15 protein-coding genes are annotated in these 16825 nt (G+C 63.2%); all 15 read right to left on the bottom strand.

The genetic code is table 11. From position 1 onward, the window contains the following. Positions 1 to 5 precede the first annotated feature (5 nt). Positions 6 to 539 (bottom strand): NUDIX hydrolase, encoded by a 534-nt coding sequence (locus E4Z66_RS02555; RefSeq protein ID WP_342773438.1) that lies wholly within the window; start codon positions 537 to 539, stop codon positions 6 to 8. Between the two features lie 34 nt (positions 540 to 573). Then, a complete protein-coding gene (gene urtE / locus E4Z66_RS02550; RefSeq protein ID WP_136461363.1) occupies positions 574 to 1269 on the bottom strand; it encodes an urea ABC transporter ATP-binding subunit UrtE in 696 nt (231 codons plus the stop codon). 2 nt (positions 1270 to 1271) lie between these two features. Then, the gene (gene urtD / locus E4Z66_RS02545) at positions 1272 to 2012 is read right to left on the bottom strand and encodes an urea ABC transporter ATP-binding protein UrtD (protein WP_136461362.1); all 741 of its coding nucleotides are present in this window, start codon (positions 2010 to 2012) and stop codon (positions 1272 to 1274) included. Beyond that, positions 2009 to 3238: an urea ABC transporter permease subunit UrtC gene (gene urtC, locus E4Z66_RS02540; protein ID WP_136461361.1), complete on the bottom strand. Its 1230-nt coding sequence runs from the start codon at positions 3236 to 3238 to the stop codon at positions 2009 to 2011. The genes urtD and urtC overlap by 4 nt, the downstream gene beginning before the upstream one ends. A gap of 4 nt (positions 3239 to 3242) precedes the next feature. After that, a complete protein-coding gene (gene urtB / locus E4Z66_RS02535) occupies positions 3243 to 5174 on the bottom strand; it encodes an urea ABC transporter permease subunit UrtB (RefSeq protein ID WP_136461360.1) in 1932 nt (643 codons plus the stop codon). 67 nt (positions 5175 to 5241) lie between these two features. Further along, the gene (gene urtA, locus E4Z66_RS02530; protein WP_136461359.1) at positions 5242 to 6525 is read right to left on the bottom strand and encodes an urea ABC transporter substrate-binding protein; all 1284 of its coding nucleotides are present in this window, start codon (positions 6523 to 6525) and stop codon (positions 5242 to 5244) included. A gap of 583 nt (positions 6526 to 7108) precedes the next feature. After that, positions 7109 to 7543 carry a DsrE family protein gene (locus E4Z66_RS02525; RefSeq protein ID WP_136461358.1) on the bottom strand — a complete coding sequence of 145 codons (435 nt, stop codon included), beginning with the start codon at positions 7541 to 7543 and terminating at the stop codon, positions 7109 to 7111. A 29-nt stretch (positions 7544 to 7572) separates the two neighbouring features. After that, positions 7573 to 8559, bottom strand: a complete 987-nt coding sequence (locus tag E4Z66_RS02520; protein ID WP_136461357.1) for an SLAC1 anion channel family protein — start codon at positions 8557 to 8559, stop codon at positions 7573 to 7575. Beyond that, a complete protein-coding gene (locus tag E4Z66_RS02515; RefSeq protein WP_136461356.1) occupies positions 8552 to 8914 on the bottom strand; it encodes a DUF5368 domain-containing protein in 363 nt (120 codons plus the stop codon). Before E4Z66_RS02515 ends, E4Z66_RS02520 begins: the two co-directional genes overlap by 8 nt. A 14-nt stretch (positions 8915 to 8928) precedes the next feature. After that, a complete protein-coding gene (locus E4Z66_RS02510; protein ID WP_136461355.1) occupies positions 8929 to 10236 on the bottom strand; it encodes an NAD(P)/FAD-dependent oxidoreductase in 1308 nt (435 codons plus the stop codon). A gap of 81 nt (positions 10237 to 10317) precedes the next feature. Further along, a complete protein-coding gene (gene cydX, locus E4Z66_RS02505) occupies positions 10318 to 10443 on the bottom strand; it encodes a cytochrome bd-I oxidase subunit CydX (RefSeq protein WP_136461354.1) in 126 nt (41 codons plus the stop codon). A 103-nt stretch (positions 10444 to 10546) separates the two neighbouring features. Continuing rightward, positions 10547 to 11710 (bottom strand): cytochrome d ubiquinol oxidase subunit II, encoded by a 1164-nt coding sequence (gene cydB, locus E4Z66_RS02500; protein ID WP_136461353.1) that lies wholly within the window; start codon positions 11708 to 11710, stop codon positions 10547 to 10549. 5 nt (positions 11711 to 11715) lie between these two features. After that, positions 11716 to 13383 (bottom strand): cytochrome ubiquinol oxidase subunit I, encoded by a 1668-nt coding sequence (locus E4Z66_RS02495; protein WP_136461352.1) that lies wholly within the window; start codon positions 13381 to 13383, stop codon positions 11716 to 11718. A 105-nt stretch (positions 13384 to 13488) separates the two neighbouring features. Next, complete coding sequence (locus E4Z66_RS02490) at positions 13489 to 15099, bottom strand: amino acid ABC transporter ATP-binding/permease protein (protein ID WP_136461351.1); 1611 nt, start codon at positions 15097 to 15099, stop codon at positions 13489 to 13491. Then, positions 15096 to 16754 carry an ABC transporter ATP-binding protein/permease gene (locus E4Z66_RS02485; protein ID WP_136461350.1) on the bottom strand — a complete coding sequence of 553 codons (1659 nt, stop codon included), beginning with the start codon at positions 16752 to 16754 and terminating at the stop codon, positions 15096 to 15098. The genes E4Z66_RS02490 and E4Z66_RS02485 overlap by 4 nt, the downstream gene beginning before the upstream one ends. Between the last annotated feature and the right edge of the window lie 71 nt (positions 16755 to 16825).

Here is a 16825-nt window from a genome sequence, read left to right as displayed (position 1 = left end):
CGTTGTCATTCGTCGAATTGAGTGTTCTTCATCTTCTTGCGGATTTCCTTGGGCAGCGATTTCACCGGATTTTTCGTATCCAGCGTCAAAAGCAAATCACGCAGTTCGGGTTCATGGACACGCTTGGCCGCAGATGGCGGTGAAAACCACTTGCGCTTTCTCTGATGCCGCTCTTTCCAGTTCGTTTTCAAACGATCCACCACCATCGGATAGACGGTCACACGGCACGGGACGCCCTTCCCGTTGTCGAGCTTTTTGACATAGCGATAGGTGCCGATCTCGGTCGTGCTGATGTGCCCGACCGCGCCCGCTTCCTCAAGCGCTTCGATTTCGGCCGCCGCCCACGGTTTCTTGCCGTCCATTTCCCAACCTTTGGGCATGACCCAACGTCCCGTTTCGCGCGACGTCACCATTAGAACGCTCAACCTGCCCTTCGCATCACGGCGCAGCGGCAGGGCCGCAATCTGCTCGGCAAGCTTGCTTTTTGAATTCCCGATAACAGCCTCCATTTCCGTGGCGTCACTTGACGCGACTTTCACAGAAATGCAACCGATTGACTGATTTCAATTGGATTCAGACGGAAACGCCCCGCAAGACGTCGTCACGCGACACGTCACCCTTGCGTCCCGACAAGGTCACCGTCCCGCGCCGCAGGATCGTGAAACTGTCGGCCAGCTCATAGGCGAATTCGAAATACTGTTCGACCAGAACGATGGCGATATCGCCCCGGTCGCGCAATTGCGCGATCACACGGCCAATTTGCTGAATGACGTTTGGCTGGATGCCTTCTGTCGGCTCATCGAACAGCAAAAGCTTGGGGCGTGTGACCAGCGCGCGGCCAATGGCGAGTTGCTGTTGTTGCCCGCCGGACAGGTCACCGCCGCGCCGATCCTTCATTTCCTTGAGAACCGGAAACAGGTCAAAGATTTCATCGGGCACGCGCCGTTCCGCTCGCGGCAAGCAGGAGAACCCGGTTTCCAGATTTTCCTGCACCGTCAAAAGCGGAAAGATCTCACGCCCTTGAGGCACATAACCCACCCCAAGCCGCGCCATCGCTTGCGGCGGCAAGACGCCAAGGGTCTGGCCATCAAGGATGATGTCCCCCGCGCTGCGCGGATGGGTGCCCGAAATCGCCTTGATCAGGCTGGTTTTTCCGACGCCATTGGTCCCCATGAGGCAGGTCACTTTGCCCGCCTCGGCCTCCAGCGACACACCGTTCAAGATTTGCGAATGACCGTAATGCAGGTCGAGATTGCGAACAGACAGCATGGTCAGCGCCCCAGATATACGTCGATGACGTCTTGGTTGGACGTCACATGATCAAGGCTGCCTTCGGCCAGAACCGACCCTTCGTGCAGCACGGTCACGCGGCACCCCAAGCGCCGGATGAATTCCATATCATGCTCCACGACGACAACGGCCCGGGTCTTGGCGGCCTCTACCAAAAGCTGGGTCGTGTGCTCACGCTCTTCCGGGGTCATGCCGGCGGCGGGTTCATCGACCAGCAAAAGCTTTGGATCTTGCGCCAGCAACATGCCGATTTCGAGCCATTGTTTCTGCCCGTGGCTGAGTTCCCCCGCCTTGCGGAAAAGCTGCGCGCGCAGGCCGATTTCATCCGCCAGTTCCGCCACCCGCGCCAAATCGGCCTTGGCGGGTTTGTAGAACAGAACGGCCAGCGGCCCGCGCGGATTGCTCAATGCCATCAGCAGGTTCTCTTCGACGCTTTGATCTTCGAAGACGGTCGGTTTCTGGAATTTTCGTCCAACCCCCGCCTGCGCGATCTGCGCCTCCGACATGGACAGCAAGGACCGGCTGAGGTCCCCCCAAATGACCCGGCCTTCATCGGGGCGAGTCTTGCCGGTGATGATGTCCATGAACGTCGTCTTGCCCGCTCCGTTCGGCCCGATAATGGCGCGCAGTTCCGCCGGGCCGATCTGGAACGACAGATTGTTGATCGCACGAAACCCGTCGAACGAGACTGAAACGCCCGAAACTTCCAGAAGCGTCGTCATTCCACCGCCTCCTTCTCGCGCAGGGCACCGGCATCGGGCCCAAGGTCAGCGCCGTGCCGATCCGGGCGGCGGCGGTCTTCCCACAGGTCGACCAGACCGCCCAGACCTTTGGGCGCGAACAAGGTGACAAGAACAAAGCTGATCCCCAGCATCACAAGCCACCAATCGACCCATTTGATCGTATAGAAGCCAAGGTTGATGTCGGGCGCCTGACCGCCTGTGAAATAACTGGACACGAGGCTGACGAAGATCGCCCCCAGCACCGCGCCGTAAAGCCGCCCGCGCCCGCCGATCGCGACCCAGACCGCAAGGTAGATCGACGCGATGGGCGCGATCTCTGCCGGGTTCACGATGCCCGCCTGCGGATAGTACAGCGCCCCGGCGATGCCGGCGATCATGGCGGTGCCCGCGAAGATCACCAGCTTGTAGCTTTCGACCGCATAGCCAAGGAAGCGCACACGCTGTTCATTGTCGCGGATGCCCCGAATGACGCTGCCGAACTTGCCGGAGATCACCCGCGCCGCCAGCAGATAACCAAGCCCGAGTGCCAGCGCCGAGGCCCAGAAAAACCACATGGACACGACGTCTTGCCCGGCTTCGACCCCCGGCAGGTTTTGCAGCCCGGACAGGCCGTTATTGCCGCGCAGCCCGCTCTCGTTCTGGAACAGATAGAGCGACAGCGCGAGGGTCATCGCCTGCGTCAGGATCGACAGGTACACCCCGGTGACACGGCTGCGGAAGGCCAGCCAACCGAACAGCCCCGCAAGCACACCCGGAATGGCGACGACGAGGAACAGTTGGATCGTCAGGCTGTCCGCAAAGGTCCAGATCAGCGGAAACTCGCTAGAGCCGACAACGCCGAAGATCTGGTTGCCGATGGCGTCGCTGATCTCTTGCGGCGTGGGCGGAATGACCGCATCGCTCATGGAGCTTTCGACGATCTCGCGGGTGCGCTCATACATCAGCCACATGCCGATCATGTAGCCCCCAAGACCGAAAAAGGCGAAGTGGCCAAGGCTCAGGATACCCGCATAACCCCACACCAGATCCATCGCCACGGCGATCAGGCACAGGCACAGCGTCTTGCCCAGCGTTTTGATGAAAGAGGTCGACAGGACGCCGATGCCGAACGCCTCTGACAGGACGGTAACAAAGAGTGTTGCGAGGCCAAGGCAGCCAAGGAACACCAGAACGGAAGGCGATTGGGCGAAGAAACTGCGATTCATGGTCTCAATCCCCTGCCGCCCGGCCCTTCAGCGCGATGATCCCGCGCGGCCGGAACTGGATGAAGATGATGATGAAGATGATCATGTAGGTCTGCGCCGCCAGCGTGTTGGAGGGGTTGAACCATTCGATCCCCTTTTGCAGCCCGCCAATCATCGACGCCCCCGCCAAGGTGCCCCAGACATTGCCGACACCGCCGACAACAACGGTCATGAAGCTTTGCACGATGTAATTCGCGCCCATTTCGGACGTAACCTGCGCGTAAAGCCCGATCGCGACGCCGGCGATCCCGGCAATGCCGGAGCCAAGCCCGAAGGTCAGCATATTGATGCGGTCGGGATTGATGCCCATGGAGGCCGCCATTTTCGGGTTCTGCGTCACCGCCCGCACTTCCAGCCCCAGCCGGGTGCGTTTGAAGATGAACAGCAGCAGCGCAAGGAAGATCAGCGCCAGCACGAAGATGGCGATCCGAATATAGCTGATCTGGATCACCTCGTTGATGACCAGCGCACCGTCCAGCCAGCCCGGTGCCGTCAGCGGCCGCGCCTGCGTACCGAAGATCGTCTTGGCAAGCTGTTGCAATGCAATGGAAATCCCGAAGGTCGCCAGCAAGGTTTCCAGCGGGCGATGATACAGCCATCGGATCACCAGACGCTCCATCGCGACACCGGCGCCAAAGGCCACCGCAAAGGCCAAGGGCAGCGCGATCACCAGCGACAGCGTGTAGTCCGGCACGAAAAGCTGCACGACATAGCCGGTATACGCCCCCAGCATGATGAATTCGCCATGGGCCATGTTGATGACCCCCATCACGCCGAACGTGACGGCCAGACCGATGGCGGCAAGAAAGTAAATGGATGCCAGTGACAGCGCATCCAGCGTCAGGTCGATGGTTTGCCCCACGGCAACGCGGGTCTGCACCTGTGCCAGCGCGGTTTCGGCGGCGGCGGTGACTTCCGGGTTCGGCTCGTCATAGGTTTCAAAGAAACGGTACGCGGCAATCGCCTGCGTCTTGTCGGCCTCGGTGATGCGCGGCGGGGCGTCACCGCTGGCGGCCAGCGCGTCATAGGCCTGCGCCCGCGCGGACGGATCGCTAAGCCGCGCCACGGGAACGCCCGCCACGGTGCCGCCATCGATATTGGCGGCCAGCGTGTTGCGGATGTCATCGGATGTCAGCGCCGCCGGGGCCAGCCCCGCATCGACCAGTTGCAGATAAGCGGCCTCGGCGGTCATGTCCTGTCCCGGCTCAAACACGCGGGCGATATTGGCGTCCGGCAATTCAGGCGCGATCCCCGCCGTGGTTTGCACGATCCGGCTAAGCACCGCGCGGCTTTCGACGGACACATCCTGCGCCAGCCCTTCGATTGCGGCAATGCGCTCGCCCGTATCCGCGCCATATTGCGCGGTCAGCGAATTAACGAGGCGCTGCTTGCGTGCCTTCAGGGCGGGATCGGTTTCGGTGTCGATGGTGGCGCGCAGCGGCTCCAGATGGTCTGCCGATGGTTTGCGCGCGATGGCATCCAGCGCGGTCCGCCGCCGTTCGATTTCGGGCGCAGACAATTGGAACACGACGAGCGCCCCGGCCAGCACGCGCCGCACACCGCCATTTGGCTTGATCTGCGTCAGCGCGTCCTTGGGGGCTGTGCCCATCTCTGCGCCGGTATCGATGTCGCGCAGCCTGTATCCGTCACCGGCGCTATCCGCATAGACAAAGCGCCCGTCCTCATGCTGGAACACGTCACGCGCCTGATAGCGTTCAAGAAATTCCGGCACTTGCGGCAGGCCCGAGGCCACCAGCGCGTCGATCACCGTGCTTACTGTCTTGCGCGACGGCTTGGCGACGATCTGCGCGTGGTTTTGCAGGATGGACTGAACGTCTTGTGCAGCAACGGCCACAGGCAGAAGCACGCAAAGCGCGAGAAGGCAGAGAAGTCTCATGGATTGTCCCGATGGAAGAGTTGGGCGCGCCGCGACTGCCGCAGCGCGCCCGTCTTTATGCGTCCGATCAGTAGTTGGACGTCATCTGTACGCAGGTCTTGGTTTCGGTGTTGTACATACCGCAGCCAAGGTCTTTCCAGTCAGAGACCAGAACAGCGGATTCCGGCAGGAAGTCGGTCCATGCATCGCCCGGCACCGGCTCGGTGCTGGAGATGATGTCGAACTGACCGTCTGCGCGGATTTCACCGATCAGAACCGGTTTGGCGAGGTGGTGGTTCGTGCCCATCACGGCGGTGCCGCCGGTCAGGTTAGGGAATTCCTGGCCCCACATCGCTTCGCGCACCGCGTCCACATCCGTGGTTTCGGCCTGTGTCACCGCGTTCACCCACATGTTGAAGCCGATGTAATGCGCTTCCATCGGGTCGTTCGTCACGCGTGCTTCGTCGCCGATGAAGGCGTGCCATGCTTCGATGAACGCTTCGTTTTCAGGGGATTCCGCCGTCATGAAGTAGTTCCAAGCCGCGAGGTGCCCAACAAGGTTGGAGGTGTCGAGACCGGATAGCTCTTCTTCGCCAACCGAAAAGGCGACGACCGGGATGTCATCGGCGGATACGCCCGCTGCGGCCAGTTCCTTGTAGAAGCCGACATTCGCGTCGCCGTTGATGGTGGAGATCACGCCAACCTGGCTGCCATCGGCTGCGAGTTCGACCACGTCACCTACGATTGTGGACCAGTCAGAGTGGCCGAAAGGCGTGTAGTTCACGAAGATGTCTTCCGCCGCGATGCCTTTATCCTGCAGGTAGCTTTCCAGGATGTTGTTGGTCGTGCGCGGATAGACGTAGTCGGTGCCCAGAAGCGCGAATTTCTCGACGCCCAGTTCATCAAGGAAGTAATCGACCGCCGGGATCGCCTGCTGGTTCGGGGCCGCGCCGGTATAGAACACGTTGCGCGAGCTTTCTTCGCCCTCATACTGCACCGGATAGAACAGCAGACCGTTGAGTTCCTCGATCACCGGCAGCACCGATTTGCGCGACACGGAGGTCCAGTTGCCGAACATCACGTCGACTTCGTGAACGGTCAGAAGTTCGCGCGCTTTTTCCGCGAAAAGCGGCCAGTCGGAGGCCGGGTCGACAACGACGGCTTCCAGCTCGCAGCCCAGCACGCCGCCTTTCTTGTTTTGCTCTTCCACCAGCATCAGCATGGTGTCTTTCAGCGTGGTTTCCGAAATCGCCATCGTGCCGGACAGCGAATGCAGCACACCGACCTTGATCGGGCAATCGGCGGCTTGCGCGGCGCTGGTCAGCGCGGCAGTGGCCGTGGCCGCAAGAAGGGTGTTACGAACGAGTGTCATTATGTGGTTTCTCCCGTTGGGCGCGCAGAACAGTACGGCCCGCGATCTTTCACGATACCAAGCCATGCGTCCTGCAGCTTTTCTCTGTTGAGTCTGGTGCGGAATTTGGCCGGGTCTCACGCCCGTTTGGAACCGCACGCCGTTCCCTCCAACCAATGGTTGTCGCGTCAGGCATCTGTACCGTGACGAGGTCGCTTGATGTTGCGCAATTCCGGCGTGATGGAAAATCGGGCAAACCGGCGAGCTTGCCGATTATCTGAGCGTTCTTGACTGGATATGCCCAGTATTTAGGCGCATTTCACCCTACAAACCGTCCATTTCGGTCCACGAAGGGATGCAGACCGCCTCTTTCCGTGCGGCGGCGCGAGATATTTCTGTGCGGATTTGCCGTGCTCGCCAGGTGCCAAATTGGGCGATAAAAAATAGTGCCTTGAGGGGGTTGCGCGCATTCAACGCCCCCCTTCGCCGGGCATGCGATTCCCGACGCATCCCGCGAACCCGTGGCGCAGCGCGCAGCCTTTATGGCCCCGCCACATGGGCGGTGCCCGGCCACAGGATCGGTGTGGCCGGGGTCGTGGGGATCTTAGAAGTCCAGAACGCGCGTGTCGGCATCCATCAGCCGTGCGGCCATCTCGCCGGGTTTGGCAACGCCGATCCCCTCCAGCAGTACAGAGGCATCCGCGCCCTTGCCCGGCAAGTAGATCGCGCAGACCTCGACCGTCGCGCCAGCCTTGCTTTGGATCATCTGCATCAGGCCTTGCGGGCTCATATCCTTGGGCGGCTGGCCAGCGGTGGCGGCGGCGGGCGCGTCCTTCAACGCCAGATCGCCCGCGCCGCCGCACAGAAGGATATGGGTGTCAGCGCCCTGCTGCGCCGCCTGCATGGTCAGCACCATCGCCATAAGCTGCGTTTGCGGCTCTGGCGAGGTGACCACCGTCACCAATTTGGGCAGGCTTTCTGCGGACGCAGCACCGGTCAATGCAAGCGCGGCCGAAGCGGCAAGAAGAAGGTTTTTCATCGAATTTTCCTTTCAGGGGTCGGTGGACATTATTCGGGCACGCAGATTGCGCCCCGTCTTGCAGCGCGAAGTGTGTGCAGCACGAGGGCCGCGATGGTCAGGATCGTCAGGGCCAAAAGCCCGTAGCCCAGCCCGTTATGGGCGCCCGAGGCGGCCAGAACGCCAAAGCGAAAACTCGCGATGGTCAGCGCGGCCAGTGGGAAGGACAAGGCCCAGAAGGACAGTGCGAATGGCAGGCGCAGCAGGCCCGGCACTTGCAGCGCCACCAGCGCGGCAAAGAAATAGCCCGCGTTGATCAGGATATGCGCCGCCGGGTCGATCTGGCCGCCATTGAGCTGCGTCCATGACAGGAAGGCGACGGCGGGCGGTGCAATCAGGATAACCAGTGTGGGGCGCAATTTCCCCGGCAGCGGATCGTGAAAGATCAGCCGGTTGAACACGACCGTCAGCAGAACCAGCCAGAACAGCAGACCGACCGAAAAGAAATACCAGCTTAGCGCATCATGCCCGAAAGCCACGCCCGCCACGGGCACGACCAGATTGCCCACCGCGGGAATGAACCAGGCAGGCGACAGGGTCACCGGGCCAAAGCTGCGATGCGAAATCCAGGCGGAGACAACGACAAGCGTCAATATCCCCTGCGCCGCCGCCCCGATGAGCCAGATCGCATGGGCCGCGTCCGGCAGGCTTGGACGGGCCAGCGTGGCCAGCAACAGAAGCGAAATCGAGATCGCCGGGAAGAAGGACAAGCGCACCGGGTGGTGCCAGTCTTCGACCAGCGCCGCCGGGTATCGCAGCGATTTGAGCGCGTATATCGCCAGCAGGAACACAAACAGCGCCGCCCCGATGATGCCCAAAGCCGCAGAGGCCCGATCCAGCCCGCCCGCATGGAGCGCCAGCCCCAGACCGAAGAGGCCCATTGTCATGCCAAAGAGGCTGATGGGCACATGTTGCAGCCGGGACTGCGGCGCCGCTGCCGGGGCCGTGCCGTCCGGTGCGGGGTCAAGGTTACTCATGGCCGGTTGTCCTGTCGCTGCCGATCAGCGCCTCGACCGTGTAGACAAGGATCGCCATGCCGATCGCGCCCATGACGGCGACGCCGAGGAAGACGATCACATCGATCGGGCCACCCAGATCGGAAAGGTGCGAATGGGTCATGCCCATCACGAACCAGACCGCCGCGACCGCGCCCACAGGCATGGAAAGCTGCGCCACCAGGAATTTGCGCCAACTCACCGACCGGTCGCGGATCAGCACGTAGATGTATGCCAGAGTGACCAGTGCCGCGACGGCGACCATGGCCCAGAACAAGCCGCGGCCAAAGATTTCCTCGAACACGGCGATCATGGTTTCGAATGTCAGGTCTTGCATGTGTCAGATCCTCCTCAGGCGCGGCCGCGCAGCATCGCGTTATAGGTCGCCTTCAGCGCGACCTCCTTCATCAACCAACTGATCCAAAGCTCTTCGAGCGGGGCGATGATCCCCGGGAAGGATGGGACAAGGTTGTCGTGGTAATCGAATTCCACCAGCATCGCGCGCCCGATCCGGGTGATCATCGGACAGGAGGTATAGCCGTCATAAGTCGCCTGCCCCTCGCGCCCCTGAATGGCGGCGATCAGGTGATCCTCCACCACCGGAACCTGCCATTTGACGCTGGCCGCCGTCTTGCCCTTGGGCACGCCCGCCACATCGCCAAGGGCGAAAATATCGGGGTAACGCAGGTGGCGCAGGGTCTGCATGTCGCATTCGACCCAGCCCTGATCCGTCCATTTGTCCGCCCAGGACAGGCCCGACTGGCGAATGAAATCCGGCGCGCGTTGGGGCGGGATCACGTGAAGGTAGTCATAGCCCATCTCGACGGCGCTGCCGCTGGCATCGCGGAAGGTCGCCCGCTTGGCCTCACTGTCGATGGATTTCAGCGTCAGGCCCAAGCGCCCTTCGATCCCGCGATCTTCAAAGATCATCCGCACCTTTTCGGCCACGATCGGCACACCGAAAAGCGTGTCTTGGGGCGCGGCATACACCATGTTCATCTTGCTGGAATGCCCCGCGCGGCGAGCGATATCGTCGATCAGGAAGGTGTGTTTGAGAGGCGCGCCCGCGCATTTCATCTCTGTCTCCGGGCGGGTGAAGATGCCAGTGCCGCCCGTTTCGGTGAAGGCCTGAGCCGCTTTCCACGTGCGCGCCGCATATTCCGGCCCGGTATAAAGCGCGCCGATCCCGTTCTCCCCCACCATGTCGAGAGAGAACCCCTCGATTGCGCCGTGATCCAGCGTCAGGCCCGGTGCCAGTATCAGCCAGTCATAGGCGATGGTCTCGCCCCCTTCGGTGGCGACTGTCTTGGCCTCGGGATCGACCGCAGCAACCTTCTGCGCGCGCCAGTCGATGCCCTTGGGCAGCCAATGAGCGGTCTGCGAGGTCACATAGCTGGGCGGTTTCAACCCGGTCGCCACAAGCGACAGCCCCGGCTGATAAAGATGGGTCTTGCGTGGATCGATGACGGTGATCTGCGCCCCTTCCAGACGATCCACCAGCCGGTTGGCAAGCGCGGTTCCGGCCGCGCCCGCGCCAATGATGACGATCCGGGCCGAGGTCTGCACCGGTTGCGCCTTGGCGGCGTCTGCCGGATGGGGATGCGCGGCGGCCAAAGCGCCGCCAGCGGCCATGAGGGTCAGGAAATCTCTACGGTCCATGTGCTGTCTTTTGTCCGCACGGGACCGGCGCCCCCCGAAGACGCGGGGCGATGATCCGTGCTTGAATGCGCCGTGTTTGGCTTAGGTGTCGTGCTCTTCGGCTTCGCCCGCGAGGATGCGATCGTGTTGCAGCTCAAGCCACATCGCATTCATCACGGCGAAAATTGCCGCCAGTGGGAGGCCAAGAAGCCAAGCGAAATACCACATGTCGGTTCTCCTTCTATTCAGTGCCGGTCGGGATGGACCACGCCGGCGGGAATGTCGTTGGGGCGGGCGCGTGGGCTGCGTCGCCCGCCGCGCGCCGCCAGGGTCAATAGACCGAATGGCTGTTGCCGGTGACGTCGTCCTCTGTGACCTTGCCCCACAGCACCTTGTAGACCCACGCGGTGTACATCAGGATCAGCGGCAGGAAGATCGCCGTGCTGACCAGCATGATGAAGAGCGTGCGATGCGAGGACGAGCTGTCCCAGACCGTCAGCGACGAGGTCGGATCAAGCGAGGATGGCAGGATGAAGGGGAACATCGTCAGACCCACCGACGAGATCGCGCCAAAGATGCCCAGCTTGGACCACAAGAGCGTGCCGACCTCCTGGCCATTGCGCAGCCCGCGTACCGCCATCGCCATGCCAAGGAAGGCAAGGATAGGGGCAAGGATGATCCAGGGGCGGTCGGAATAGGCGCTGAGCCACGATCCGGTGCGCACCACTTCGGAATAAAGCGGGTTCGACGGGCCGTCGCGGACCACTTCGCCCGCAAAGGCATAACCATCGATGCCCACAGCCAGCCACAGCCCAGCCAGTGCATAGCCGCCCATCGTCAGCATACCGGTGATCGCCCCCACCGCGCGGGCGCGGTCCGCAATCACCCCTTCGGTCTTGAGCGACAGCCATGCCGCGCCGTGGGTCAGCAACATGCTGACCGAGAACAGGCCAACCAGCAGTGCAAAGGGGTTCAGCAGGCCAAAGAACTTGCCGTAATAGCTGCCCTCGTAGCGCGAGAACAGGTCCGGCGTCAGTTCGAACGGGACGCCTTGCAGCACATTGCCCACCGCGACCCCGAAGATCAGCGCCGGAACGGCACCGCCCGCGAACAGGGCCCAGTCCCAGCTGTTGCGCCACCGCACGCTTTCGCGCTTGGAACGGTATTTGAACGCCACCGGGCGCACGATCAGCGCTGCAAGAACAACGAACATCGCAAGGTAGAAGCCCGAGAAACTGACCGCGTAAAGCGGCGGCCAAGCGGCAAAGATCGCGCCGCCGCCAAGGATGAACCAGACCTGATTGCCTTCCCAGACCGGCCCGACGGTGTTGATGATCACGCGCCGTTCCAGATCGGTCTTGCCGATGAAAGGCAGCAGCGCGCCCACGCCCATGTCAAAGCCATCCGTCAATGCGAAGGCAATCAGCAGAACGCCCAGCAGCAGCCACCAGATGACGCGCAGAACGTCGTAGGAAATGAGTTCGAAAAGCACCATGTCGATTACTCCGCCGGTTTTGCGTTGAAGGCTGCGCCGGGTTCGTCCAGCGCCGAGGCCGCTTGAACGCCCGCCGGAGCGAAGGGCCCCTGCCCGTCATGGGTACGCAGACGGTGTTCGTGCCGCGCCTCCCATGCTTCGGTTTCCTCCACATCCTGGAACGGGCCCTTGCGGATGTATTTCAGCATCAGCCCCATCTCGATGATGAAGAGGATGGTGTAGAAGGTGATGAACCCGGCCAGTGTCAGCAGAAGATCCTGAATGCTCAGATGGCTGACCGACAGCGCGGTCGGCAAGACGCCGTCCACGGTCCAGGGCTGGCGGCCGAATTCGGCCACGAACCAGCCCAGTTCCGCTGCAATCCACGGGGCCGGGATGATGATCACAGCCGCCCGGAGCGCCCAGCAAGGATAGGTCTGACGCCGGAAACTGGAGCGCCAGAAGAAGTAGAGCATCACACCGATAAAGGCGAAGCCCAGCCCGACCATGATCCGGAAGGCCCAGAACAGCGGTGCCACGCCGGGGATCGTGTCATTGGCGGCCTTGGTGATGTCCGCCTCGCTCGCCATGCGCGGATCATCGACATAGCGCAGCAGTAGGAAGGCAAAGCCCAGATCGTCGGAATGCTGCTCGAAGGTTGCGCGCACGTCGTCCGGCGCAGTGCCCTGCCCCTCGCGGATGGTCATCAGCGCGTCATAGGCGATGATGCCGTTGCGGATGCGGGTATCTGCCTCGGCCACCAGATCGTTGATGCCGGGAATTTCCTGCGTCAGCGACCGCGTCCCGATCAGGCCCATGACCCAGGGGATTTCGATGGCGTAATGGGTCTCGCGCGCTTCCTGGTCGGGAAAGCCGATTGCCGTGAACGGCGCGGGCGCGTCATGGGTTTCCCACATCGCTTCGATCGCGGCCAGTTTCATCTTTTGGGTATGGCTCGCCGAATAGCCGGACTCGTCCCCCAGCACCACGACGGAAAGCGCCGAGGCAAGGCCAAAGGACGCGGCCACCGTGATCGACCGGCGCGCAAGTTCCACGTGCCGGTTCTTAAGAAGATACCAAGCGGACACACCCAGAACGAAGACAGACGCGGTGACATAACCCGCCGAAACCGTGTGGACGAATTTGGCCTGTGCGACCTCGTTGAAGATCACTTCGGTGAAGGAGGTCATCTCCATCCGCATCGTATCGGGATTGAATTCAGCGCCGACCGGATTCTGCATCCAGCCATTGGCGATAAGAATCCACAGCGCAGAGAAGTTGGACCCGATGGCCACCAGCCATGCCACCACAAGGTGCTGCACGCGGCTCAGCTTGTCCCAACCGAAGAAGAACAGCCCCACGAAGGTCGCCTCAAGGAAGAAGGCCATCAGGCCCTCGATGGCCAGCGGCGCGCCGAACACGTCGCCAACATAGTGGGAATAGTAGGACCAGTTCATGCCGAACTGGAATTCCATCGTGATGCCTGTCGCGACACCCAGAACGAAGTTGATGCCGAACAGCGTGCCCCAGAATTTGGTCATCTGTCGCCAGATCGGGCGTCCGGTCATCACGTAAACGGTTTCCATGATCGCAACGAGGATCGACAGACCCAGCGTCAGCGGCACGAAAAGGAAGTGGTACATTGCTGTCATTGCAAACTGCAATCGAGACAGCTCTACGATATCAAGCTCCATTGGCGACTCCTTGGCATTCCATGCAAAGCGGCCTTGGTACGACTCAGGTCCTTTGCGTCGTCTTGATCATGTTACGCCTCTGGCGATTGCTTGGCGGTAACTTTGTCACCGTCGCGCCTGAGGCTCTATCCGCAGCATCCGGTCGAATTCGGCCTGATCGTGGCCCCGGTGCAGCGCCGCCAGAACCGCGGCATCCGGCAGATAGCGCCGCAGATTGGTCAGGACGCGCTGGGCAGTTTGCGCGTCCAGCCCCTCGGTCGGCTCATCGAGAAGTAGAATTTCTGGTTTTAAAAGCAAGGCTCTAGCAAGGCTCAGCCGCTTGGCTTGCCCGCCCGAAAGACCCGCATCCGCCTCTGTGAGGCGCAGGTCCAATCCCCCGCGCGGGGACAAAGCCGCCCATAGGTCCACGACCTCCAGCACCTCCTTCATGGCGGCGTCGGAGTAGTCCCCGGCGAGGGACAAGTTGTCGCGGACCGTGCCTGATATCAGGGCACTGCGCTGCGGCAGCATGGCGACGATCCGGCGCAGTTGCGCTTCGGGCCAGTCCTGCGGGGCGCGGCCCTTGATGCGGATGTCCGGCACAGGATGCAGCCCCGCGATCCCCAGAAGCAGGGTCGTCTTGCCGCTACCGCTTGCGCCTTCAAGCGCCACGAAATCTCCGGGCGTCAGCGCGACCTCGTCGCCGCCAAGGCGCAGCGTCAGCAACGGCGCGTCCGGCACGGGATCGATGGGCGCGGCATCTGCCAAGGGCTGCGCTGCGATCTCTACCCGCGCCGCCCCATCCTGCATTCGGCCAAGTTCGGCAAACCCACGCCGGAGCGGCATCACGGCTTCCCCCAGTGCAAGCGCGACGAACGTGGCGATGACCGCGACCGCCGGGTCGATGACGCCCCGCCCCAGCAGCACTGCACCGGCGACAAAGGCCGCCGCCGTCACGATGGCCACCAACGCGGAAAGTTGCGCCGCAGCGGCCCGGTCGGCCTGGTCCAGCGTACCGGCGGCGCGGCGGGCGCGCATATCGGTTTGCATCAGCGCCTGTTCCTGCGCGCCAAGTTCTCCGGCCAGGATCAGCGCCTCGCGGTCCCGCATCATGTCGATGATCCCGCGTTGCAGCGCCTGTTGTTCCGCCTCTGCCTGCCGGGACGGTGCCATGCCGCACCGCCCCAGCCGCCACAGGATCAGCGCGGCGGCGGGCAGATAGCCGACAAGAACCGTCATGGCCACCGGCACGCCGACAAGCCATGCGAGCAGGGCAAAGACCACCAGATGCGTGACCAGCGCCGCGAAGGCCGGCAAGACCAGCCGCAGCACGATCCCGTCCAGCGCATCGACATCCGCGATGATCCGGGTCAGCCCGGCAGAGCCGCGCAACTGCATCAAACTGCGCCCATCGGCTTCGGATTGGCGGCGCAGCACCGCCACACGCAGCGCAGCCAGCGCACGGAGGGTCGCATCATGGGTCAGCAGCCGTTCACCATAGCGCGCGGCGGTGCGCCCCAGCGCAAGGAACCGCACCCCGGCAGAGGGGCGGAAGACGTCAAAGGCGATGCCGACCCCCGCCAGCCCGGCCAGCCCCGTCGCGGTGATGAACCAGCCCGACAGACCCAACAGCGCCGCGCCCATCAGCAGCACCAGCACCGACAGCATCGCACCGCGCCACATGGCCTTGCGATCGGCAGTCAGAAGCAGCCGCAGAATGTTGAAAAGCGCGCTCATGCCCCGACCTCCACCCTCGTGTCAAAAGCGGCGATCAGCGCCGGATCGTGGCTGGCGCAGATCAGCGTGCGGCCCGCTTCGTTCAATCGCTTGAGCGCGTCGATGATATGGGTGGCGGTCTCCGGGTCCAGATCGGCGGTCGGTTCGTCGGCCAGCAGCACGTCGCCACCCATCATGACCGCGCGGGCGATCATCAGACGCCGCGCCTCGCCCCCCGACACGCCGCCGCCGCTTTCGCCCAGCCGCGTCTTTAGCCCTTGCGGCAGACGCGCGACGATCTGTGTCGCGCCCGCCAGCGCCAAGGCCTCTGCCGGGTCCATGCCAGTGCCGCGCGGGTCCAGCCACGCGCATAGCGGCACATCCGCGAAATGCGGGCGCTGCGGCACCAGCGCAATTCGGGCGCGCCACGCATCGGCGCTGTCCGTGGTCAGCGGCTGGCCGCAGACCTCAATCTGCCCTTGCGCGCAGGGCACCAGCCCGGCCAGCGCTGACAGAACCGTGCTTTTGCCGGCGCCGCTTGGCCCGGTCAGCACCAGCGCATCCCCGGCCTGCACCGACAAGTCCGGCACTGCTATCTGCGTTCCGGCATAGGCGACACCGGCCCCATTGGTGCGGATGGACAACGGACCCGGCAAGGGCTGCACGCGCGCGCCCTGGCCCAGCATCACAGCGCGCGGCGCCGCATCCAGCCGGTCCAGTTCCTCGACCACGGCAAAGCCTGCTGCCCGGTCGTGCCACGCGGCAGCAAGTTCTCGCAGGGGTTGGAAAAATTCCGGCGCGATCAGCAGGATGAACAGCCCTTCGCCCAACGTCAGTGGCTGCGCCCAACTGCCGAAGCCGATCTCTCCCAGCAGGGTAAAGCCCACGAAAACCGCGACGAGGGCGACGCCAAGGGCCGCGAAAAGCTCCAGCACGGTCGAAGACAGAAACGCCACGCGCAGTACCGCCATGGTGCGGTCGCGCAGATCGTCCGCCCGCAGCGCGAACCCGTCGATGACACGGCGCTGAGCGCCCAGAAGCCGGATGTCCAGCATCGCGGTCAGGCGCTCCAGCGTCAGATCGTTGATGCCCGCGATTTCGTCCATTTGCCGGCGCGAGGCGTCTTCGGCGGCCATGCCCACCAGTGCCATGAACACCGGGATCAGCGGCCCGGCCACCAGCAGAACCAGCCCCGCCACCCATGACAGGCTGAAAACCAGCGCCAGAAGAACCAGCGGCACCACACGCACCCGCGTCATCGCCACGTGATAGCGGGTGATCCATGGCTGTAGCAGCGGGAGTTTCTGAACCGCCAGCGCGGCCACGGCGGCAGAGCTGTCCGCGCCCGGCGCACGGGCCTCGCGCAGGATCAGCGCATCGCGTTCGCGCCGGATCGTCTCATCCGCCGCGGCGAAAAGCCAGCCGCCTGCCAAACGCTCCAGCTCCGCGCGCACGATCCCCAGCGCCGCGACGCCCAACGCCGCCATGACGGACAGATCAAGCCGCACTGGCCCCGCAACCCATTGAGACACGGCCCAGGCGATCAGCGCCGCCTGCAAGGGCCAGATCAGCCCCGCCGCCACGCTGACCCAACCCGCCTTGCGCAGCAGGTCCGCCACCGGCGCAATGATCCGTGCCTGAGCACGCATACGCGGCGTGTGCGCGTCCTTGGTCATCGGGTCGTCCCTTCCTGAAACGGTGAAACCGTGGCCCGTCCTGACACAGACCACCGCGCGCCGACAGTGAC

Source organism: Aliishimia ponticola (genome assembly GCF_004803475.1).
Taxonomy (GTDB): Bacteria; Pseudomonadota; Alphaproteobacteria; order Rhodobacterales; family Rhodobacteraceae; genus Aliishimia; species Aliishimia ponticola.
This window is presented reverse-complemented; position numbering and strand designations above follow the sequence as displayed.